At 69.1% G+C, this 21,895-nt stretch carries 20 protein-coding genes; 8 read left to right on the top strand and 12 right to left on the bottom strand.

The window, feature by feature from the left end:
- The first annotated feature begins 84 nt into the window (after positions 1–84).
- From CU254_RS35580 to CU254_RS35600, 5 genes are all read left to right on the top strand, one after another.
- Positions 85–813 carry an OmpA family protein gene (locus CU254_RS35580; RefSeq protein WP_037715880.1) on the top strand — a complete coding sequence of 243 codons (729 nt, stop codon included), beginning with the start codon at positions 85–87 and terminating at the stop codon, positions 811–813.
- Positions 814–819: 6 nt separating this feature from the next.
- Positions 820–1,272, top strand: a complete 453-nt coding sequence (locus CU254_RS35585) for a LapA family protein (protein ID WP_009084067.1) — start codon at positions 820–822, stop codon at positions 1,270–1,272.
- Between the two features lie 71 nt (positions 1,273–1,343).
- The gene (locus tag CU254_RS35590) at positions 1,344–1,820 is read left to right on the top strand and encodes a hypothetical protein (protein WP_009084069.1); all 477 of its coding nucleotides are present in this window, start codon (positions 1,344–1,346) and stop codon (positions 1,818–1,820) included.
- Positions 1,817–2,701: a hypothetical protein gene (locus CU254_RS35595; RefSeq protein WP_037718527.1), complete on the top strand. Its 885-nt coding sequence runs from the start codon at positions 1,817–1,819 to the stop codon at positions 2,699–2,701. The genes CU254_RS35590 and CU254_RS35595 overlap by 4 nt, the downstream gene beginning before the upstream one ends.
- A 234-nt stretch (positions 2,702–2,935) precedes the next feature.
- Positions 2,936–3,607, top strand: coding sequence for a hypothetical protein (locus tag CU254_RS35600; RefSeq protein ID WP_009084072.1), 672 nt, complete (start codon positions 2,936–2,938; stop codon positions 3,605–3,607).
- A 448-nt stretch (positions 3,608–4,055) separates the two neighbouring features.
- Here CU254_RS35600 and CU254_RS35605 read toward each other — a convergent pair whose 3' ends face one another.
- The 8 genes from CU254_RS35605 to CU254_RS35640 form a co-directional block, all read right to left on the bottom strand.
- Entirely contained in the window at positions 4,056–6,809 is a 2,754-nt protein-coding gene (locus CU254_RS35605) for an AfsR/SARP family transcriptional regulator (protein WP_037715882.1), read from the bottom strand.
- 362 nt (positions 6,810–7,171) lie between these two features.
- Positions 7,172–8,074: an ectoine hydroxylase gene (thpD, locus tag CU254_RS35610; RefSeq protein ID WP_009084076.1), complete on the bottom strand. Its 903-nt coding sequence runs from the start codon at positions 8,072–8,074 to the stop codon at positions 7,172–7,174.
- A gap of 66 nt (positions 8,075–8,140) precedes the next feature.
- The gene (locus CU254_RS35615) at positions 8,141–8,533 is read right to left on the bottom strand and encodes an ectoine synthase (protein ID WP_009084077.1); all 393 of its coding nucleotides are present in this window, start codon (positions 8,531–8,533) and stop codon (positions 8,141–8,143) included.
- Between the two features lie 31 nt (positions 8,534–8,564).
- Positions 8,565–9,815 carry a diaminobutyrate--2-oxoglutarate transaminase gene (gene ectB, locus CU254_RS35620; protein ID WP_009084079.1) on the bottom strand — a complete coding sequence of 417 codons (1,251 nt, stop codon included), beginning with the start codon at positions 9,813–9,815 and terminating at the stop codon, positions 8,565–8,567.
- Positions 9,816–9,856: 41 nt separating this feature from the next.
- The gene (gene ectA / locus CU254_RS35625) at positions 9,857–10,351 is read right to left on the bottom strand and encodes a diaminobutyrate acetyltransferase (protein WP_009084081.1); all 495 of its coding nucleotides are present in this window, start codon (positions 10,349–10,351) and stop codon (positions 9,857–9,859) included.
- Positions 10,352–10,584: 233 nt separating this feature from the next.
- Positions 10,585–13,608: a patatin-like protein gene (locus CU254_RS35630; RefSeq protein WP_009084083.1), complete on the bottom strand. Its 3,024-nt coding sequence runs from the start codon at positions 13,606–13,608 to the stop codon at positions 10,585–10,587.
- 47 nt (positions 13,609–13,655) lie between these two features.
- Positions 13,656–14,900, bottom strand: coding sequence for a DUF445 domain-containing protein (locus tag CU254_RS35635; RefSeq protein ID WP_009084084.1), 1,245 nt, complete (start codon positions 14,898–14,900; stop codon positions 13,656–13,658).
- Positions 14,901–14,905: 5 nt separating this feature from the next.
- The gene (locus CU254_RS35640) at positions 14,906–15,697 is read right to left on the bottom strand and encodes an Abi-alpha family protein (RefSeq protein ID WP_037715884.1); all 792 of its coding nucleotides are present in this window, start codon (positions 15,695–15,697) and stop codon (positions 14,906–14,908) included.
- 91 nt (positions 15,698–15,788) lie between these two features.
- Between CU254_RS35640 and CU254_RS35645 the strand changes: the two genes are divergently transcribed.
- Complete coding sequence (locus tag CU254_RS35645; protein ID WP_037718531.1) at positions 15,789–16,532, top strand: hypothetical protein; 744 nt, start codon at positions 15,789–15,791, stop codon at positions 16,530–16,532.
- A 9-nt stretch (positions 16,533–16,541) separates the two neighbouring features.
- Here CU254_RS35645 and CU254_RS35650 read toward each other — a convergent pair whose 3' ends face one another.
- Together CU254_RS35650 and CU254_RS35655 are read right to left on the bottom strand one after the other, a co-directional pair.
- On the bottom strand, positions 16,542–16,958 hold the full coding sequence (locus tag CU254_RS35650) for a lipopolysaccharide assembly LapA domain-containing protein (protein ID WP_009084090.1): 417 nt from the start codon (positions 16,956–16,958) through the stop codon (positions 16,542–16,544).
- Positions 16,959–16,995: 37 nt separating this feature from the next.
- Positions 16,996–18,126, bottom strand: coding sequence for a dipeptidase (locus CU254_RS35655; protein ID WP_009084092.1), 1,131 nt, complete (start codon positions 18,124–18,126; stop codon positions 16,996–16,998).
- Positions 18,127–18,235: 109 nt separating this feature from the next.
- Here CU254_RS35655 and CU254_RS35660 point away from each other — a divergent pair, with 109 nt between their 5' ends.
- The gene (locus CU254_RS35660; RefSeq protein ID WP_009084094.1) at positions 18,236–18,688 is read left to right on the top strand and encodes a MarR family winged helix-turn-helix transcriptional regulator; all 453 of its coding nucleotides are present in this window, start codon (positions 18,236–18,238) and stop codon (positions 18,686–18,688) included.
- A gap of 1,043 nt (positions 18,689–19,731) precedes the next feature.
- On the opposite strand, the gene CU254_RS35665 is transcribed toward CU254_RS35660, so the two are convergent.
- Entirely contained in the window at positions 19,732–20,235 is a 504-nt protein-coding gene (locus CU254_RS35665) for an RNA polymerase sigma factor (protein WP_037715887.1), read from the bottom strand.
- 446 nt (positions 20,236–20,681) lie between these two features.
- Positions 20,682–21,176 (bottom strand): helix-turn-helix domain-containing protein, encoded by a 495-nt coding sequence (locus tag CU254_RS35670; protein ID WP_009084100.1) that lies wholly within the window; start codon positions 21,174–21,176, stop codon positions 20,682–20,684.
- A gap of 76 nt (positions 21,177–21,252) precedes the next feature.
- Between CU254_RS35670 and CU254_RS35675 the strand changes: the two genes are divergently transcribed.
- A complete protein-coding gene (locus CU254_RS35675; RefSeq protein ID WP_009084102.1) occupies positions 21,253–21,894 on the top strand; it encodes a dihydrofolate reductase family protein in 642 nt (213 codons plus the stop codon).
- Position 21,895 lies beyond the last annotated feature (1 nt).

Consider the following 21,895-nt stretch of genomic DNA (forward strand, 5'->3'; position numbering starts at 1 on the left):
CCGAACGGCGGTCTTCACCAGGTCGCCAAGCGGACCGGCCCGGCATAGGGTCCTGTTATGTCCGGTGCACGAGGGTGGCTTCGCTTGATCCCCGTCGCAGTGGTGGTCACGGCCCTGCTCGCGGGCCTGGCGACGTGGCTGCAGGGCAGCGGAATCCAGGACGACCTCGCCGCGCGAGCACGCTCCGCCCTCGACGCGGCGGGCCTGCGCGGCGGCGAGGTGAAGTTCTCCGGACGGCAGGCGACCCTCGAAGGGTTCCCGGCCGAGGAAGCCGGTCGCGCGCTCGGCATCGTGCAGGGCGTCGACGGGGTCGAATCCGCGCAAGCCTCCGGCGGCGCCGGGCCGGCGCAGCCCGCGCCGTCGCCCTCGCCCGAACCGTCGACGGCGCCGCCGGCCAGCCCGCCGCCGAGTTCGTCCGCCCCGCCGCCCGCGCCGCCGACCGACCGCGACGGGATCCAGGCCGAACTGGACCGCAGGCTCGCGGCCGCGCCGATCACCTTCGAACCGGACACCGCACAGCTCACCGATCAAGGCGAGCAGGCCGCGCGCGATCTCGCGCCGCTGCTGCGGGACGCCCCGGACAACTTCCGCTACCGCCTCGTCGGCCGGGTCGCCGACGGTCCGGGCGGACGCAGCGCCGCGCTGAAGCTTTCCCGCAACCGGGCGCTGACCGTGATCCGGTTGCTGATCCGCGAGGACGTGCCGCCCGACCGTTTGCTGGCGGTGGCCAGCGCGGGCGGTTCGGGCACCGGCGCGGACGACAACGGGGGCGACAGCGACCGGCGGGTCGAGATCACAGTGGAACAGAGGTGATGGCGGATGCTCTGGCTCTTCGGGCAGATCTGGCTGTGGCTGCTCGTCTCGTTCCTGCTCGGGGCGGCGGTCATGTGGCTGTTCACGCGGGCCGCCCGGCCGAAGGCCGAAGCGGAGGCGCAGCCGTACCGGCCCGCGGCCGTTCCCGCCGAGGCCCCGGCCGAGGAGACCCGGCACATCCCGCCGGCGAACCCGTACGAGGACTACGAGGACTACGAGGAACCGGCGTACCCGCACTACGAGGACCAGCCGGAGCGCGTCTACAACGACTATCCGGAAGTCGACCCGGACGAGCCGTACCACGGGCAGCACGCGACGCACGATTCCGCCGGGCATCCGCTGCCCGATCCCGAGCCGCGGCTGTCCGGCGAACTGAGCTGGCCCGAGGACGACCGGCGGAGTCCGCACTGGCCGCACGACGACGAACCCGCGCCCCGGCGACCTGGACGCAGTGGCTGACACCCACCTGGTAGATTCGGCTACGCACGGTAAGCGGGCGCCGAGGGCCCCGGACGACGTCAGGAGGTCCGATGGCGCTTCCGCACTGGACGCCACAGAACCTGCTCCCGCCCGGCCGCCATCACGCCGACCTCGCCGACGTCTACGAGCGCCTGGTCTACGACGCGCCGCACCAGAACGAGCGCGAGATCCTCTTCAGCGCGCTCAACAGCTACCTCGGGGTCGCGCAGCGGGTGATCACGTCCGGGCGGGCCTGGCTCGGCGGCGCGTTCGTCACCCGCACGGCGCATCCGCCGCGCGGGCTCGACGTGGTGCTGCTGCCGGACGAATGGGGCGCGTTGAAGCGGCTTGACGACAGCGGCCGCACCGCGCTGTACGGCCTGCTGACGCTGCGCGGCATCATCGTCGGGCAGCCCGCGATGTACCTCGACCAGATCCAGCCGGTCGGCGGCATGCTCGACGGCTTCCTGTGCCGTCCCGGCGACGAGGACGTGTGGGAATCGGTGTGGGCCGAAGGCGGCAGAGGCATCCCGGAGATGGTGTGGTGAGGAACGAGTTCCGGCGGATCGCCGACGAGATCCCCGGCGGCACGTGGCTGGACGACCTCGCGCGCGCCTCGGCGATGGCGGCGAACGCGAAGTTCGAGCGCACCTGCCGCGCGCCGCTGCTGCACGTGTCGGTGATCGGCGAAACGCACATCGACGCGTACACCTTCTCCGACATCAGCCGCGCGTTGCAGGACGCGACGGCGAAGATCGGGCACATCATCCGCAACCCGTCGAACGAGGTCACCTTCGTTCAGCAGGCGGACCGGGACAAGGCCCCGCTGATCCAGAAAGGACAGGCGGGCAACGCGATCTTCTTCGGTTTCCCGGAACCGGCGGTCGACGACGCGCTGATCCACGACGGCATCGAAACGCTGTCCGAGCGCGCGGTGAAGGAACTCTGCGATTTCCTGCCCGCCAACGGTTCCGACGACGGCGCGCTCGACGCGGTGCTGCTGCAGCGCGACACGGTGCGCAACGCGGTCAGCGACGTCGTCAACGCGGTCAGCAAGCACGCCGGCATCGGGATGGCGCTCACGCCGACCGCGGGCGAGCAGGTGACCCGGAGCATGACCACCGAGCAGGCGCGGGTGCTGCAGGGCAGCCTGCGCGAGTCCCGCGAGGCGGTCGGCTACGAGACGGTGACCGGACGCCTCGACGGCGTGCGCACCCGGCGGCGGATTTTCTACCTCGAGCGGGAATCGGGCGGAACCATTCAGGGCGCGGTCGCCCCGGATCTGCTCGACCAGATCAAAGAAAACCTCGATCGGCCGGTGACCGCGCGGTTGCGCGTAGTGCGCACGACGACGATCGACGGACGCCGCGGCAGGCCGGTGCACGAACTTCTCGAGATCACTCCGGAAGTCAGTCTTTTCGATCACTGAATGGCGCGCGGAGTGCCGTGTCGCCAGGTCAGAGCCGTCGGCGAGCACGTCCGCTCTTCGGAATCACGCTGCCTTTTCCGGGCAGTAAATGGCACCGCTTCACGCAATCCGGTGGGAAATGACCCCGAATGCCCGGACGCGGTAAATGGATGACATTGTCACTCGATAACGATTATTCCAACTTCGCGGGCATCTGCGTTAGCGTCTTCGCCATCCGAGGCGGAAGAGGCACGCATGACGACCGAGCAGCGGTACCCGGCCGCACCCGCGCGACACACCAGGACCACTGCTCGCCCTGGTCCGCACCGTCCGCCCCGGCAGGAGCCGTCCCGGAGGCAGGCCAACTGGCCCGGCGGCCTCGCGGTCGCTCTCGGACTGGCCGCGGCGGGCGTCGCGTTCCTGCCGGATTGGGGTTTCCTCGCGTGGCCGCTCGCCGGACTCGGACTCGCCGGAGGAATTGCGGGAATCGTACTTTCCTCCAAAGGCACAATGCGCGGATTGGGTGTCGCGCTCACCGGAACGACGCTTTCCGCGCTGGCCGCCCTGCTGTGCGGCGCGATGCTGCTGTACCCGTCGATGTTCGGCACCGCGCGGGCGGGCGAACTGCACATCCCGCCGCAGCCGGGCGAGAAGCATTCGGTCGACTTCGTGGTGACCTCGGCGGGCGGCGCGACGGTCCGCTACGGCACGCTGAACGACCAGCGCACCGCCTCCACCCCGCCGAGCACCGACGACTGGCACGGGCACGCCTCCTACGACGGCGGCAGGCCGGTCCTCTCGCTCACCGCGGACACCGCGAACGCGGGCGTGACCAACCAGATCAGCTGCCAGATCATCGTCGACGGCAAGAAGGTCGCCGAAAGCAGCGGCAGCTCGATCGCGCTCTGCACCTCGAACGTCGAATAGAGCCTGGCGGCCGGCCGGCCTACCCCCATCTCGGCCGGCCAACCGCCACCGAACCGCTCCTGGCGGCTCTTCCAGGTCCGCGCGATACCGCCGCGGTCCCGTCGCCGGCTTCACAGCCTGCCCCTCCCCTAGGGCTCCGCCAGCGTCGCGGCCGACCCTACGCGCGCTGACCGCCGGATGGCTAAGAATCCGCTAAGCGGACGCGATTATTACCACGTTGACCTGCGAAAACACAGCTGAACATTGTACAAGAGCACGGCCCGCCGACTGCCCGCTCACTCCAGGTCGGATGCCAGGGACTCGAGCCGCGAGTACGTGATGGGAACCCTGACGGAATCAGAGTCCCTCAGGGTGGCCCTCACGCACAACACAGCCGCCGCCGCTCCGGCCGTATGCGTCACGCTCGGCTTAAGCCCCTGGCATAGGTCGCGGAACGAGTTGCGGACCGCTATTGATCTCCCAGCTCGGCCGCTTCCTTCCGCACGTCCTCCACCTGCCGGGGATTCATCCGCTCGTACAACGCCACCGCCCGCCGGTACTCCTCCCGCGCCGCACCCAGCCGTTCCTGACCCCGCAGGATCCGCGCCAAAGTCACCCGCAGAATGCCCTCCTGCAACTCGAACTGCCGAGAGACCGCCAGCGCCACCGCCTCCCTCGCGTAGCGTTCCGCGGCCTCCAGGTCGCCGATGTCCAGGTGCAGTTCGGCGAGGTTGTTCAGCGAAACCACGGCATAGCTGTCGTCGCCGAGCCGGCGGTCTATTTCCAGCGACGCCAGCTGATGCGTGATCGCCTCGACCGGACGGCCTGCGCGCTTTTCCGTCTCGGCGCAGTTGTTGAGCGCCTGGCCGCGCAGTTCGAGGTCGCCGGTGCGTTCGGTTTCCGCGACCGCCTCCAGCAGCCGTTCGATCGCCTCCGAATAGCGCCCGAGCAGGGTCAGCACGCTGCCGAGGTGGATTTTGGCGACGATGAGCGAGCGGCCGTCGAGCCGGGTGGCCAGGCCGACCGCGCGTTCGGCGTCGGAAATGCTGCCCTCGGAAAGCTCGAAGGTGAGCGCGATGGCGCAGCGGGAGATCAGCATCCAGCACTGGCCGAGCGGTTCGTTCGCGGCCTCGGCGGCGGCGAGCCCGAGGTCGACCAGCCGGATCCATTCCTCGTACAGCGGGCAGACGACCCGGTAGGTGTGCGCGACCCGGGCGAGCCGCCAGACGTCGGCGTAGCGGCCGTCGGCGTGGGCGGCGTCCAGCACGGCCAGCAGGTTCGGCCATTCCGCGGCGAACCAGTCCTGGGCCTCGGCGAAGGTTTCCAGCGGCGGCAGCGCCTCGGGCGGCACGAGGCCGGTGAGGTCGAGCGGGTCGACGATGCGCAGCATCTTCCGCCGCGCGGTGTCGGAGGCGGCCTGGTGGTAGCGGATCGCCCGGTCGAGCACCGCCGCGCGTTCTGCCGGGTCCAGTTCGGTTTCCGCCAGCTCCCGCAGATACAGCCGGACGAGGTCGTGCGGGGCGAAGGCGTCGCGCGAAGTCTCCGCGATCAGGTTGTGCGCGGCCAGCGTGCGAAGTTCGCGGCGAGCCTGCTCCACCGGGATCTCCGCGATGGCCGCCGTCAGGTGCGGACCGGTGTGCCGGGCGGGCACCGCGCCCAGCCGCAGCAGCGTCCGGGCGAGTCCTTCCGGCAGGCCGCGGAACGAGACGTCGAACGCGGCCCGCACGCCGTCGTCGGCCCCGGTGACGTCCAGCCCGGCCAGCCGGGTGCGTTCGTTGCCGAGTTCCCCGACGAGGTCCTTGAGTGTCCACTGTGGACTAGCGGCGAGCCGGGCCCCGGCGATCCGCAGTGCGAGCGGCAGGTAGCCGCACAGCCGGGCCAGCGCGTGGTTGAGGTCGAAGTCCGCGGGCCCGGCCAACTCCTCGATCACGCTCACCGCGGCCTCCGGTGCGAGGGTGCCGAGCACGCGCAGCTTCGCCGCGTGGGACACCGCCAGCGCTTCCAGCCGCGACCGGCTGGTCACCACCGTCATCGACCGGGCACCCGGCGGGAGCAACGGACGCACCTGTTCGGCCGAACGCGCGTCGTCGAGCAGCACGAGCATGCGCCGTCCGGCGATCAGCGACCGGTACAACGCGACACGTTCGTGCGAATGCTCCGGCACCTCGTCCGCGGGAACACCCAGCCCGAGCAGGAACTGCGACAGCAGATCGCCCGGTTCCAGCGGCGGGTGATGCGGATCGAACCCTTGCAGCGCCGCGTACAGCACGCCGTCCGGGAACAGCCGGGCCGCGCGGTGCGCCCACCAGATCACCAGCGCGCTCTTGCCGACCCCGGCGGTGCCGGACACGATCACCGTGCTGTCGCCGCGTTCAGCGAGCCCGTCGAGCCATTCCACCTCCGCCTCGCGCCCGGCCAGCGTCGGCAGCGCGGGCGGCAGCTGAGACGGCGCGACGGCCTGCTCCGGAACCGCGCTCTCGTGCGCGGCGAGATCGTCGTTGAGCACCCGCTCGTGCAGCGAACGCAGATCCGCGCCGGGTTCGACGCCGAGCGAACCGAGCGTGGCCCGCGAGACGGTGCGGTACAGCTCGAGCGCCTCCCCGCGCCGCCCGGCGTGGTAGAGCGCGCGCATCAGCTGGGCGGCGGTGCGTTCGGCGAGCGGGTCCGCCCGGACGAGCGGGCTCAGCTCCACGATCAGCTCGTCGTAGCGGCCGAGGTCGAGATCCGCGTTGACCCGGGCGTAGCGGATCGCGCGCCGCAGCTCGTCCAATTCGGGCGCGCGTACCGACTCGGGCACGCCGGACAGCGTCGGCCCCTGCCACAGCGCGAGGGCCTCGGCGAGCAGCTTCGAGGCGTTCTCCGGCGATTCCAGCGCGGCCTGGTCCAGCAGCGCCCGGGCCCGGTGCGCGTCGATCCGGTCCGGGGAGAGGGAAAGCTGGTAGCCCGGCGGGCGGGTGCTGATCTCGGCGACCGGATCGGCCATCTCCCGCAGCAGCCGGCGCAATTGCGACACGTTGCCGTGCACGATGGTGCGGGCCGTGGCGGGCGGATCGTGCCCCCACAGCGCGTCGATGATCTCCTCGAGCGGCACCACCGTGCCCACGCGCAGCGCGAGCAGCGCCAGCAGCCCTCGCACCCCGGGGCCGCCGACGGGAACCGCTTGGCTGCCGTCGAGCAGCCGCACCGGGCCGAGCAGTTCGACCCGCGCGCCGGCATCGGCCATGCTTGCGCGCACCTCCCAGGCTCTCCCCCAGCCAGACAGGTCAACTTACCGTCAGCGGCAGCCCGCAGAAACCGCTCTTTCGTGAATTCCGGCCCGGAAAAGACGAGTCCGGCCCCGCACCATCAGTCCCGATCTGATGGGTGCGGGGCCGGACTCAATGATCGTCGGCCGGGCCGCCAGGGGGCGCGGTCCACCCGTGCATCGCGGCCGTCCGCCCGCGGTTCGGGGGGCTCACCCCGAGCAAGAACCCGGACCGCCGCGGACAACCAAGCCCCCGCAGACGAACTGCGAGGTGGCGACAACGTAACAGGGCGCACATTCTTCGTTACGAGCGACCCGCCGGTTGGCCAAGGTGTCGCTGGTCACCGCGTGATCGGGGCGGAGTTGCGCCCCGCGATGAACGACGGCCGCGGCTCGCCCGCCGCGAACGGCTGCTGCAGCGCGTTGTCCACGCTGTTGAACACCAGGAAGATGTTCGACCGCGGATACGGCGTGATGTTGTTCGACGAGCCGTGCATGATGTTCGAGTCGAACCACAGCGCCGAACCGGCCGAACCGGTGAACTGCTCGATGCCGTGGTCGGCGGCGAGCTTCGTGATGTCGTCCGGCGACGGCACGCCCACCCGCTGGTCCTTGAGCGAGCTCTTGTAGTTGGACTCCGGGGTCTCGCCGACGCACTGCACGAACGTGCGCTGCGAACCCGGCATGACCATGAGCCCGCCGTTGTACGGGTAGTTGTCGGTGAGCGCGATCGAGCAGCTCACCGCGCGCGGCGACGGCATGCCGTCCTCCGCGTGCCAGGTCTCGAAATCGGAATGCCAGTAGAAGCCGGTGCCCTTGAAGCCCGGCATGTAGTTGATCCGGCTCTGGTGGATGTAGACGTCGGAGCCGAGGATCTGCCGCGCCCAGTCGAGCACGCGGGGATCGCGCACCAGCTCGGCGATCAGGCCGGAGATCTCGTGCACGTCGAAGATCGACCGGACCTCGCCGGTCCGGGCCTCGGTGATCACGCGTTCGTCGTCGCGCAGCTTCTCGTCCGAGGACAGCCGCACGACCTCCTGCCAGTACGTCTGGACCTCACCGGGCGAGAGCAGTCCGTCCACGACCGTGTAGCCCTTGGCATCGTGGTTCGCCAGGGTCGCGGCGTCGATCGGGCCGTCGGCCTCGGTACCCCACACCGTGGGGTGCACGCGCGGAAGATGATCCGGCGTACCGGTGATCCGGGTCGGGTAACCGTCTTCGACCCGGGTGTCCATGATCGTCACAGTGGCTCGCCTCCAGTTCTTCTGGCGTTTCTTCTTTCTCGGGGTGGTGGTGGGAGTGGCGCCGGATCAGGAGTCTTCGGTGACGAGCGGGTAGACCCCGTTCTCGTCGTGCACCTCGCGGCCGGTGACCGGCGGGTTGAACACGCACACGCACTTGATCTCGGTCTTCGGGCGGACCTGGTGCTTGTCGTGGTCGTTCAGCAGGTACAGCGTGCCCGGCTTGAGCGGGTGCACCTCGCCGGTGGCGAGGTCCTCGATCTCGCCCTCGCCGGAGGTGATGAAAACGGCCTCGATGTGGTTGGCGTACCAGAAGTCGTTCACCGTGCCCGCGTACAGCGTCGTCTCGTGCACCGAGAAGCCGACGCCCTCCTTCGCGAGGATGATGCGCTTGCTGCGCCAGTTCGGGGTCTTGATGTCAGCGTCGGTGTCGGTGATCTCGTCGAGCGTGCGGACCAGCAAGTGAACGGCTCCTTCTTGTTCTTCGGGGTGGTTACTTGAGAACGGCGGCGATGGACTCGGAGATGATCGCGAGCCCCTCGCTCAGTTCCTCGTCGGTGAGGGTGAGCGGCGGCAGCAGCTTCATCACCTCGCCGTCCGGGCCGGAGGTCTCCATCAGCAGGCCGCGGTCGAAGGCTTCCTTGCAGACCGCGCCGGCCAGCTCGCCGTTCGCGAACTCCAGACCGCGCGCCAGGCCGCGGCCCTTCGCGACGAGGTTCGCCTCCGGGTAGCTCTCCACGATGTCCTTGAACGTGCTCGCGATGCGCTCGCCCTTGGCCTTGGTCGACTTCTCCAGCTCGTCGTCGCTCCAGTACACGCGCAGCGCCTCGGTCGCGGTGACGAACGCCGGGCTGATCCCGCGGAACGTGCCGTTGTGCTCGCCCGGCTCCCACACGTCCAGCTCCGGCTTGATCAGCGTGAGCGCCATCGGCAGGCCGTAGCCGCCGATCGACTTCGACAGGCACACGATGTCCGGCGAGATGCCGGCGTCCTCGAAGCTGAAGAACGGGCCGGTGCGGCCGCAGCCCATCTGCACGTCGTCGAGGATGAGCAGGATGTTGTGCCGCTTGCACAGGTCGTCGAGGCCCTTGAGCCATTCCAGGCGCGCGGCGTTGATGCCGCCCTCGCCCTGCACGCCCTCCACGATCACCGCGGCGGGCTCGTTCAGGCCGCTGCCGGAGTCCTCGAGCAGCTTCTCGAAGTACATGAAGTCCGGCATCGCGCCGTCGAAGTACTTGTCGTAGGGCATCGGCGTGGCGTGCACCAGCGGGACGCCCGCGCCGCCGCGCTTCATCGAGTTCCCGGTGACCGACAGCGCGCCGAGCGTCATGCCGTGGAACGCGTTGGTGAAGTTGATGACCGATTCCTTGCCGGTCACCTTCCGCGCCAGCTTCAGCGCGGCCTCCACCGCGTTCGCGCCGCCGGGACCGGGGAAGACGACCTTGTAGTCCAGCTCGCGCGGCGTCAGGATCTTCTCCCGGAACGTCTCCAGGAAGTCCCGCTTCGCGACGGTGAACATGTCCAGCGCGTGCGTGACGCCGTCACGCTGGAGGTAGTCGATCAGCGCCTTCTTCAGATGCGGGTTGTTGTGCCCGTAGTTCAGCGCGCCGGCGCCGGCGAAGAAGTCGAGGTACGGCTTCCCGTCCTCGCTGTAGATCCGGCTGCCCTGCGCGCGGTCGAAGACGACCGGCCATCCCCGGCTGTAACTGCGGACTTCGGATTCGAGCTCTTCGAAGATGCTCATGACGATTTCTTTCGCTCCTACTCGGCGAAATTGACGGGTTATTAGCGGCGCAACGGCCCGATGCGGTAAAGATCCTCGGGTTCGTGCGCCTCCCCCTGCGGAAAATCAGCGACTTCGAACAACCGGCGGTGTTCCAGATCCGCGTTCCAGCGCTTCGCGAACGACTCGAAGAGGCGGATGGACGCCGCGTTGTCCGGAGTGATCGTGGTTTCCAGGTACCGCACGCCCTCGCCGACCAGACGCGTGTACAGGCTGTCCAGCAACTGCCCGGCCAGGCCTTTCCCGCGTTGCGACGCGTCGACCGCGACCTGCCACACGAGCGCGACGTCCGGCGCGGACGGCCTTCGGTAAGCGATCACGAATCCGACTGGCTCGCCGTCGACGCGGGCCACGACCGAGGTGTCCGCGAAATCCTTGCACCACAACAGGTACGCATACGGCGAGTTGAGATCAAGCTTCTGCGAATCGCGTGCGATTCGCCAGAGAGCGGCACCATCGGCCTTGGTCGGGGATTCGATCAAGTGCTTTCCGGACATACTTTGGAAACGTAACAGAGAATTTTCCCGCCGCCAGCGAGCCATGCCACGTCCACCCCCCTCACCAGGGACGACGCGGATACCCCGGTGAGGAGTCCCACAAACATGTTTAGCCAGGCTGAGTTCTGGGCATGCCGTGCGTCTGGGCCGCACACCTTCGGTATGCGGCCTGTGTCTCCCGACCATGGGCCTTCGCGGGCCGGACCGCAACTCCAGCGCCGGAAAAGCGCGGCCTACCTGGGGCTGGGACTGTCCGCACGCGACCGCCGCCGCTTTCCGCGGCCGCGGCGGCCGAGCCCGGACAGCGGCGTCCAGACCGCGGGCAGCAGGAGCAGCGCGACCACAGCGAGCCACCACAGCGGGGCCTGGCCGCGGCGCCAACCGTCCACAACGGTACCGAGCCAGCCGAACAGCGGCTGCGCGATGGGCGGCAGGAAGGCCGCGAACAGCAACGCCGCTATCACCAGCACGCCCAGCACGGTGAGCACCATTCGCCACGTGCGCCTCAAGGTCAGCAGGCTCACCACCAGGAACACGAGCGCCCCGCCCGCGATCGGCAGGCCGAGCCATTGCAGGACGGACCCGCCTTCGCCGCTGAGCACCAGCCCGGCGATCGCGGTGATCGCGGCGGCGAGCAGGTTCCAGGGGCGGCCCAGCCGCGTCGCGCCCTGCGTGACCCACCACGAACTGCGGCTGCTGAGCTGAGCGAATTTCGCCAGCGGCTGGAGGGTTTTCGGGACCCGGGTCGCGGTGGACGCGGCGTTGAGCCCGGCGGCTCCGGCTTTGACAATGGTTTTGGCGAGGAGAGTACTGCCGAGTTCGCCTTCGAAACGTTCAGCGGAAACCTGGCAGGCCTGGAATGCACGCTGCACCTGATCCGAGTTTTCCGGCTGGGCAGCGGTTTTCCCGGCGTCCGGTTCGAGGGGACGGGCGGCCATCAGCTTGCGGAAACTCTCCGAAGCCTTGCCGTTGCCCTCCTTCGCGTCCGCCTCCGCCTGCCGCGCGAGCACCGGCAGCTCCTCCCGCGCGATGTCCAGCTGCCGCGACTTGGCCAGCACCATCGACGTCACCGGCAGACTGGTCGGAATCTCCTTGCCGAACTCGACCGGGTCCAGATTCGCGTCCAGGCCAAGGAAAGCCAGCTCGTCCCCCAGTTGCGAGAGGAGCCCGGGCAGGTCCGCGGGCATCCCGTTGTCCGCGGGCGAGGGCGGCTCCCAGCCGATCTCGCGGAACGTCGTCCGCACCTGCTCCCGGAATTCCTCGGGACCGACGATGTCGCGCAGCACCCGCAGCCGGTTCGGGTCGAGCAGGCACTGCGTCAGCCAGCCCGCGGCGTCGATCCGGCCCCACATCCAGTCGTTCGCGCGCCAGGACGCCTTGTAGAACGCGCCGAAGTTGTTCGCCTGGGTGCCGGTCAGCTTGTCCCGGCCGCGAGAGCGCGCCAGGTCCAGCAAGGTGCGGCTGTCCGCGCTCAGCTGCACCAGGTCGACGCGCTGGTCCACGGCCGGCGCTTCGGCGAGCAGGCCGCGGGTCGCCATGTGCAGCAACAGAAAACGCGCCATCACGAATCCGTCGGCGACGTCCGCGTTGTCCAGGCCGAACCAGTCCAGCAGGGTCGTCACCGTGTCGGCGGCGTCTTCCGACCACTGATTTTCCTTGCCCGCCAACGCTTGCAGCACCCGAGCCGCCGACCGCAGCGCGGCGGTCAGCTCCGGCCACGCCTCGCGGACCGCGTCCGACGCTCCGAGGCCCGCCCATTCGGCGGCCAGCTGGCCGATCCAGTCCGGCATCGCGGTGCCGGGCCGCGGCGGCTCGTGCCGCGCCACCCACGCGGTCAGCCGCACGTCGCGAGCCGCGCTCCGGCGGGCGGCGTGCATTCTCGCGCGGGCCTCGTTGAGCTGCGTCGCCTGGTCGAGGTCCGGTCCCATCCGGAAACCGGCGTTGATCAGCTGGATGCCGGTGGCGACCGCGTCGTCCAGCGTCGAGGTGCGGTACCGGACCATCTCGCCGACCGTGACCGACTCGCCGGGCAGCGTTTCCGGAATCCCGCGCCGCAGTCCGTCGGCCGCGATGTCCTGCAGCAGCGCCGAATTCCCGGCCGCCCACCCACTGTCCTCATCGGACAGTTCGAAGCGGCGGGTGACCGCGCGGACCAAATCGGCCGCGTCGAGCGCGACCCGGCGGTCGAGGTACGCCCGGTGCACCCGGTCGTCCACCAGCTGTCCGCCGCGCAGACCGAGCGACGCGAGCGCGACCCGCGTGTCCCTGGCCCGCGTGACGGCGGAGTTGTGCCGGCTCAATTCCTCCAGCTCGACGCTGATGGTCTGGCTCATGATCGTCGACGCGACCTTCGCCAGCGCGGTGCCGAGCATCGGCGGCTCCGCCGGGTCGCAGGTCATCGGTTTGGCTCCGCCGTCGACCGTCGGGACGACGTAGAGCAACAGCCGCCGCACGTCCGTCGACGACGAGCGTTCGAAAATCTCCCGCAACGCCGGCCGCAGCGGTTTGTTCACCAGCACGCCGCCGTCGGCCAGCCAATGCGAACGCACGAGCTCCGTGTAGTCGGTCATGTCCGGATGCTGCCGGTCCGCCGCCTCCGGGCCGATCGGCATGCGCGACAGCTCGAAGGCGCCCGGGAAGGACGCGCTCGACCGGGCGGCGAGTGCGAGCGGGCCGTGCACCTGGTTATTCCACAATGGACCGGAGAAGCGGAACAGCATGCGATGTTCGGTGTCCCGCACGCGGTTTCCGAGCACGTCGTCGTACTGCGTGGTCTCGCCGTCGAGCATGGTGCCGGTGAGCAGCACGGTCACGTCCGGCGGCTCGGTGGGCACGACGCCCGCCCCGGTGATGTCGTGCATCGCCTGGACCAGGCCGCCCAGCAGCACCTTGTCGCCGTTGAGCACCGAACGCGGCTTCGTCTCGCCGGGGTCGCGGATCAGATTCTCCAGCGACCCGGCGGAGAACCAGGTGTCGCGCAAAACCGCGGGCGTCGACCGGTACGCCTCCGCCAGCCCGAGGCACGCGGCGTTGATGCCGCCCGCGCTCGTGCCGGTGAGCACGTCCAGGCGCACCGAAGCGTGCAAAAGGTCGAGAAGTTTCCGGTAGCCGTTACGTTCGTCCGGCGTGCGCGAAGCGTGCAGCAACGCCGAGGTTTCGGTAGCGACTCCCCCCATCCACACCGCCAGGCTGGATCCCCCCACCATGGCCATCGCGATCCGGATTTCCTGCGGCCACGGCACCGCCGTCTCACCCATGCGGGTCAGTCTCCCGGCCCGGCCCGCGCTTCCACAAGGGGGAGCTGTCAAGCGGCGAGGTGCTCCAGCACCAGTACCTGCGCCTCGCCGACCGCGAATCCGAGCACCGCGCCGGTCGCGATGAGAATCCATTCGTCCTGCTGGAAAGCCGGGCGCAGCAGCTGCTCGAACTCCTCGGGCGACAATTCCTTCATCTTGCCGACCAGGACGTTCCGGATGTCCATCGCGTCCGTAGCGTAATCCTCGATATACCGCATCGTGTCCGGCAGCCGGGTCATGATCTGCTCGGAGATGGCGAGCTTCATGTCCTGGTAGCGGCGGCTGCCGATGGCGAAGACCAGCAACGGTTTCGCGACGGTCGCCGCCCGGCCCAGCTCGCGGTCGAGCTGCCGCTGGATGAGTGCCAGCACGCGGTCGGAAAGCGGGCCGCGCAGCACTGCCTCGATGACGTTGTGCGGTGTGATGATTTCTTTCGCGATCAGCTCGCCGTAGGCCTCGGCGACCTCCGCGCGCCGCTTGAGGAACAGGCCCTGCCAGGTGACGCCGAAGTATTTCTTCGGCTCCAGCGGGTAGAAAATCATCCGCAGCGCGAGCCAGTCGGTGAACCATCCGGTGAAGAGACCGAAGAGCGGCATGATCGGCGGGAATTTGAACAGCACCCACGCGACCATCTGGATCACGCCGATCAGGCCGCCGAACACCAGGCCGGAGCGCGCGATGAACTTGAACTCCTCCGCGCCCGCCTCCTGAAAGATCCGGTTGAGCAGCCGTTTGTCCTTGACGAGGCTGGTCACCACCATGCCCTTGAGGTCGAACACACTGTCCACATCGGACTGGATGAGTTCGAGCACGGCCTTGACCATGTGCGGCGATTCGGCCTGCACGCGCTGGATCACCAGCCGCTGCACGCCGACCGGCAGCGATTCCCACAGGCCCGGCTGATAGTGCCCGGCCACCTCGCGCACGATGTCCTCGACCGCGGCGAGCAGCGGTTTCTCGATCTCCTTGGCGATCCGGTCCGCGTCGAGGCGGGCGACGACCTCGGCCGGTTTGATCAGCTGCTCGGTCATCGTGTCGCACGCGATGCTCGCCATCCGCGCGGCGCGTTTGGGGACGATGCCCTGCCAGCCCAGGAAGGGTTTGACGCCGATGAACTCGACCGGCTGAAACATCATCCGGATCGCGACCAGCTTCGTGCCGTACCCGATCAGCGCGGCGACGATCGGGATGGAGACATACAGCGGCCAGTGCCGGACGAAGTCGTCGAGGATGCCCGAGACGAACCCGCCCATCGAGGTCAGCCGAGGCTCGGGTCGCAGGCCTGCCAGAACTGCGCGCCGAGCCGCGAGACGTGGATCGTGCGGCGGATGATCTTGATCCGCTTCGCCTGCTTCTCCACCTCGCGGACCGATTCGTCGGTCAGCAGGATCTCGTACTGCGTCTCGAGCGAGGGCACCTCCTCGTCCAGTTCGACCAGGCCAAGGCCGATCAGCCGGGTCACGTAGCCGGGCACCTGGTCCGGCAGCGACACCCCGGCCGCCTTGCCGACCGTCGAGGCGTTGCGCAGCAGGATCCGGCCGGTGCCGCCGATGGCGGTGCGCTCGGCGACGTCGACCGCAGGGAACGGAGAGCCGTCCGACAGCGCGGAGAGGATGCGCGCCTCGTCGGGGGTGAGCTGGCGGAGAATGATCGCGTACAGGTACTCGCGGGCACGCTCGCGGCCAAAGCCGATCGAGTGGTTGAGCAGTTCGGCCATCGCCGCGCGCAACGGTTCGACGTGGTCGCGAGCAGGCACCAGCGTCACGGTCGTCTCGACGGCACGGCTGCCGAGGTCGGGGCGGTTCATCGCGGACGCCGCGGTCAGCGCCGCGTGATAGGGATCGTCGACCTCGTCGAGGCGGCGGCGCAGTTCGCTCAGCAGCCCGCGTTCGACCTGCTTGAGGCCACGTTCGGCGGTGTCGATCCCGGGGAGTTTGCGGGTCAGGTCGAAGCCGGTGCGCGCCGCCCATCCGGCGAGCTGGCCTGCCCGGCGGGCCAGGTTGGCCACGTCCTCGGCGGTGCCCCGGCCGTTCGGTCGCTGGTAGTCCACGGGCTGCTCCCCTCACTGTTCGCGCTGATGCTACCTGCGAGTAGGCCGAATAGCCCTGTGATGCCCGGCCGGTGGGTGTTGGATGACGCGCATGACCGCGCCGTGGGGACCGCCGATCGACGTGCTGCCGCTGCTCGTGCGCGAGGAACAGGCGCTGATCGGAGTTCTCTCCGACCTCCGGACCCCGGAGTGGACCCTGCCCGCGTTGGGCGAATGGACGGTGCACGACCTGACCGCGGACATCCTGGGCCGGAAGCTCCGGCGGCTCTCCCGCGACCGGGACGGCCACTTCGCGGACGGGACGTCTTGGGTATCGGCCTGTCGGCAGCTGTCGCCGGAGGTGCTGTTCGCGATGCTCGTGGACAGCACGACCCAGCTGACCGAACTGTGGAAGCACCGCGACCTGGACGAACCGGCCGGGATGCCGTTGTGGCTGACGGTCGCTCGGGACTACTCGGAACAGTGGGTGCTCCAGCAGCAGATCCGGGAGGCGGTGGCAGCTCCGTTGCTGGACGAGCCGGAGTTCCGGACGCCGGTGGTGGACACGTTCCTGCGCTCGCTGCCGCAGACGTTGCGGCCGGTGACCGCGCGGGCCGGACGTCAGGTGGCGTGCTCGGTCGAGGGGGCCGGACGGTGGACGCTTCGCGCTACGGGGGCAGGGTGGGCGATCGACCGGGGCGCGGCTACGTCGCGGTCTCCGCTCGCGTCTCTGTCGACCGACGCGGACACGTTCTGGCGATGGTGCAGCGGCGCGTTGCCGGACGCGGGCGCGCGAGTGCAGGTCAGCGGGGATCCCGCGGTGTGCGAGATCCTGCTGAGCCTGCGGGCTGGTTGAAGCTTCCGGTCAGCGTCGTCGGCGGGCCTGTTTCCGCAGCTGGAGGATGCGGGCGCCGCCGATCAGCGCGACCAGCGCCGCTCCCGCGATGGCGGAGAACAGCATCGCCACCGCGAGCGGCAGGCTGCCGGAAGCGCCGAGGAAGTGGACGGTCGCCGTGTCCAGGTTCTGCAGGATGAACACCAGCAGGAACGCCAGCACGACGATCGCCACGATCACGGCGATCCAGGTCCCGCTGATCCGCGTGGGCTTGACCTTGCCCGTGCGGCCGGCGGGCTTCGCGGCGGACGGCCGCGGTCCGGGTTCGGCTCCCGGTGCGGTGCCCGGGGCGGCGTGGTCGAGTGCGCCGGGCACCTCAGTGCCCGGCGCCTCGGGAATTTCCGATTTCGCGGTCGCGTCGAGACCGTCGTTTCGCGCGTGGGACATATCGTGATTGTCCGCCCACTCGACGTGATGCGCTAATTCAGAGCTTCGCGTCGACCTCGCGCAGCACCCGCAGCGTGTTGCGGCCGGCGAGTTTCGCGCAGTCCTCGTCGCTCCAGCCGCGCTCCATCAGCGCGGCGATGAGCACCGGGTATTTCGACACGTCCTCGAGACCTTCCGGCAAGGCACCGACGCCGTCGTAGTCGCCGCCGAGCCCGATGTGGTCGATCCCGGCGACCTCGCGCGCGTGCTCGATGTGCGCGACGACGTCTTCGATCGTCGCCTTCGGCTTGGGCGGCGCGTCCCAGGTCTTGGCGAACCGATCGCGCTCGCCGAGGTTGAGAAACTCCTTCCCGGCCGCCGTCATCGCCGCCTCGAGCTGGTTGTCCCACTCGGTCACGGAGGCGGAGATGAAGGCGGGCACGAAGGTGATCATCGCGACGCCGCCGTTGCCGGGCAGCTGGGCGAGCACGTCGTCCGGGATATTGCGCGGATGATCGTTGACCGCACGGCACGACGAGTGACTGAAGATCACCGGCGCACTGGAAACCTCGATCGCGGCCCGCATAGTGCTCGGCGCGACGTGCGAAAGGTCGACCAGCATGCCGATCCGGTTCATCTCGCGCACGACCTCGCGGCCGAATTCGGTGAGCCCGTCGTGCTCGGGTTTGTCGGTGCCGGAGTCCGCCCAGGTCGTGTTGAAATTGTGGGTCAGCGTCATGTACCGGACGCCGAGCCGGCGCAGAATCCTCAGCACGCCAAGGGATTCCGCGATGCTGTGCCCGCCTTCGGCCCCGAGCAACGACGCGATCCGCCCGTCCGCGAACGCCGCCTCGGCCTCGTCCGCTGTGGTCACCAGCCGCAGCCGATCGGGGTAGCGCTCGGCCAGCTGGTAAACCACCTCGATCTGTTCCAGTACCGCGGTGACCGCGCTGTCGCCCTTGAACTCGCACGGGACGTAGACCGACCAGAACTGCAGACCCAGTTTGCCTTCGGCGAGTTTGGGAAAGTCGGTGTGCAGCGTCGGCTGGGACACCGTGAGGTCCACGCCCGCCACCGCCTCGACCGGGTTCGGACCGGCCAGGTCGCGAAGTGCCCAAGGCAGGTCGTTGTGTCCGTCGGCGAGGATTGTGGAGGCGAGCAGGTCTTGCGCGCGCGTGAGGTCGGTCATGCCTTCGACCCTAGCCTTGGCGGTTACTCCTGATGCGCTGGTTCATGGGAGGTTTCATTGCCCAGGTAAATTCTCGCAGGCAAGAGGTAATCCGGGTAGACTCCGGCAGATGACCCCGGATCCGCAAACGGACGACGACGAGATCGTGACGTGGTGGGGCCTCGTGATCGAAGGCTATCTGGCCACGCAGAACGCGCTGATGGGAGAAATCGCCGACCGCTTCGGCCTGGCCCCCGCGTCGTTCGACATCCTGCTGCGCCTGGTCCGTTCGCCCGACCACCGCATGCCGATGACCCGCCTCGCGACCGAAGCCGCCCTGTCGAGCGGAGGCTTCACCAAGGTGGCGGACCGCCTGGTCGCCGCGGATTTGATCTGCCGGATCCCGAGCCCCGAAGACCGCCGGGTGACGTTCGCCGCCCTGACGGAACATGGGCTGGAGGTAGCGATCAAGGCGAGAGCCGCGTGCGCGGAGATCCTGCGGCGGATCGTGCTTACGCCTTTGGGGCCGGATGCTGCGGGGTTGGCGGAGGCTATGCGCACGCTTCGGTCGGTGAACGGGTGATTTCGCGGATGTACGGCCTGGCTTTTCTGAACGACTAGATTCCTGGCGGTTGCTTCCGGGCTGCGGCGCTTTCCGGCGATGTGTCTCTCGGGATGGCGAGACTTTCTGGCGGGTTTCCCGGCCGCCCCTCGGATTGCGAGCTTTTCGGGCGGCGCGCTTTCCGGCGGGCCTTTCGGGCGGCGCACTTTCCGGCGGGACTTTCCGACGGGGCTTTCCGGAGGGGCTTTCAGGCGGCTAGCTTTCGGCTGCTCCCCGCCGACACAGCCCCCGCCGACACAGCCCCCGCCGACACAGCCCCCGCCGACACAGCCCCCGCCGACACAGCCCCCGCCGACACAGCCCCCGCCGACACAGCCCCCGCCGACACAGCCCCCGCCGACACAGCCCCCGCCGACACAGCCCCCGCCGACACAGCCCCCGCCGACACAGCCCCCGCCGACACAGCCCCCGCCGACACAGCCCCCGCCGACACAGCCCCCGCCGACACAGCCCCCGCCGACACAGCCCCCGCCGACACAGCCCCCGCCGACACAGCCCCCGCCGACACAGCCCCCGCCGACACAGCCCCCGCCGACACAGCCCCCGCCGACACAGCCCCCGCCGACACAGCCCCCGCCGACACAGCCCCCGCCGACACAGCCCCCGCCGACACAGCCCCCGCCGACACAGCCCCCGCCGACACAGCCCCCGCCGACACAGCCCCGCCGACACAGCCCCGCCCTTCCCTGGGGGGGCTGCCCCAGCCCAGTCTATCGGCGCGGACCGACCGGCCAGTGCGTTCAGGCCTGGGTGCCCACAGGCGAAGGAAGTTGTGGACAGGCAGGAAAACGCAGGTCAACAGGGTCATCAGGGTCGGTTGACGGGGCATCGGCGGGTGCTGGACCGGGCGATCTGCAATTGGGCGGCTCACGGCTGGTGACTGACGGTTGAGTGACTCGCGGCTGGTGACTGGCGGTTGGGCGGCCGGAGTTGGGTGACTGGCGGTTGGCGGAACCCGGCGGTCTGGCGACACGGCGTGGTGCCCGGCCATGGCGGCGAGTCGGTCATGGATAACTGAAGCCTTCTGACTCCAGCCGTCGGCGGAGGGCGGTCAAGCAGCGGTGTCGGATTCGGCTCACGCTCGACGGCGAGATTCCCAGTTCAGCGGCCAGCTGGTCGTGCCGGAGTTCCGGGTAGTACGCGAGCAGAAACATCATCCGGCGGTGCCGTTCCGGGAACTTCTCCACCGCGCGCCACAGTGCGGCGGCCAGTTCACCGGCCACGGTCTCGTCCTCGGGCGAGGCGACCAGGTCGTGCGTGTCCAATTGCGAGTCATCGACCAGCTTCACCCGTGCACGTTTTTCGACTGCTCGGAGCGCGTGCCTTCTCGCGACGGTCGTCAGCCAACCGGCCACGTTGTTCGAATCTCGCAGGGTCGGCTTACCGCTGAGAAATTCGACCCAGGCCGTCTGGCAAGCGTCGTCCGCGTCGGCGCGAAAGCTCGGGTTCGCGCCGACGACCCGGTTCATTTTCGTCGACAAACGGCGCACTTCGTCTTCGTCCCGCATTCCCGGCTCCCTTCCTCGGTCGGGAATGCTGACGGGACGGGCGCCTCGGCGGATCCGTTTCAGCAGGGTCAACGCCGAATCGTGTGATCAACTTCGGCCGGATGTATCCAGGGCTGGGCGAGCGCCTCGGTCGGCCGAGGAAGGCACGCGGGAGCCAAGTCAACAGGTCGACAAACCGACCCGAGGCAACGAGGCAACGAGGCAACGAGGCAACGAGGCAACGAGGCAACGAGGCACATTGCCATCCGCGCCAGCCATCCGCGCCAGCCATCCGCGCCAGCCATCCGCGCCAGCCATCCGCGCCAGCCATCCGCGCCAGCCATCCGCGCCAGCCATCCGCGCCAGCCATCCGCGCCAGCCATCCGCGCCAGCCATCCGCGCCAGCCATCCGCGCCAGCCATCCGCGCCAGCCCCCATCCGCGAAACCGCGAGCGAAAGCCGCCGCATCAACCCCGCGCAACAGCTTCCGCATAAGCCGCCGCCAAGCGTTCCGTGGCGGTTGGCCCATCCCCGCCCGGACGGGGAATCCCCAGATGCCGTTCCCGAAGCTCCGCCATGAATTCTTCCCACAGCGGCGGCCCACCGGCCTCGAGCAGCTCAGCCCGCACACGCAATTCCGGCGTCGTCGGCCGATGCCGCAAACCCCAGCTCCCCAGCTGCACCAAAACCGGCACCAGCTGGATAGCCGCTTCGGTCAAACTGTAAGTCGCCCGCTGTCCGCGGCCGGCGGAATCGCGCGTGAGCAATCCCGCTTCAGTCAGAGTGCGCAATCGATCGGCGAGGATATTCGACGCGATCCCTTCTTCCGACTGCGACTGCAATTGCCGGAAATGCCGCCGGTCGCCGAACATCACGTCGCGCAGGACCAGCAGGCTCCAGCGGTCGCCGACGACCTCGATCGCGGCGTTGATCGGGCACCCCGAGCGCGGACCGTCCGGCATCGTTTACCTCCTCCGACCACTTGCACTTTACCACCGCCTCCGGCATAGTGCTTTCAAAAGACAAGCGGGGGTCTCGATGCTGGTGCGCGTCCAGTGCTTCAACGCTTCCGCCGACGGCTACGGCTCCGGTCCAGACCAGAGCTTCGAGCAGCCGTTCGGCCATCCCGACCCGGGGCCGCTCTTCGCGTGGGCCGGGGTCACCGCCAGCTGGCCGATGCGCGGCGAGCCAGGCGGCACACGAGGGCTCGACGACTACTTCACCCGCGACATGCACCGCGGCGACGTCGGCGCGGAAATCATGGGACGCAATAAATTCGGCCCGCACCGCGGACCGTGGGAGAACTACGACTGGCAAGGGTGGTGGGGCGACGAACCCCCGTTCCGCACCCCGGTCTTCGTCCTCACCCACCACGAACGGCCCTCGATCACCTTGGGGCAGACCACTTTCCACTTCCTCAACACGACGCCGGCGGAAGCGCTCGCGCAGGCGAAGAAGGCCGCGGGCGACAAGGATGTGCGTATCGGCGGCGGCGTCACCACAGTGCGGCAATTCCTCGAAGCCGGTCTCATCGACACGCTGCACATCGCGGTCGCGCCGGTCGAACTCGGGGACGGGGAACGGCTTTGGAAAAGCCCGGACGAGCTGACCGACCGCTACCACCTGGAGAAGATTCCCAGTCCCAGCGGAGTGGTGCACCACTTGTTCTGGCGAAAGTAAA

Source organism: Amycolatopsis sp. AA4 (genome assembly GCF_002796545.1).
In the GTDB taxonomy this organism is placed as follows: Bacteria; Actinomycetota; Actinomycetes; order Mycobacteriales; family Pseudonocardiaceae; genus Amycolatopsis.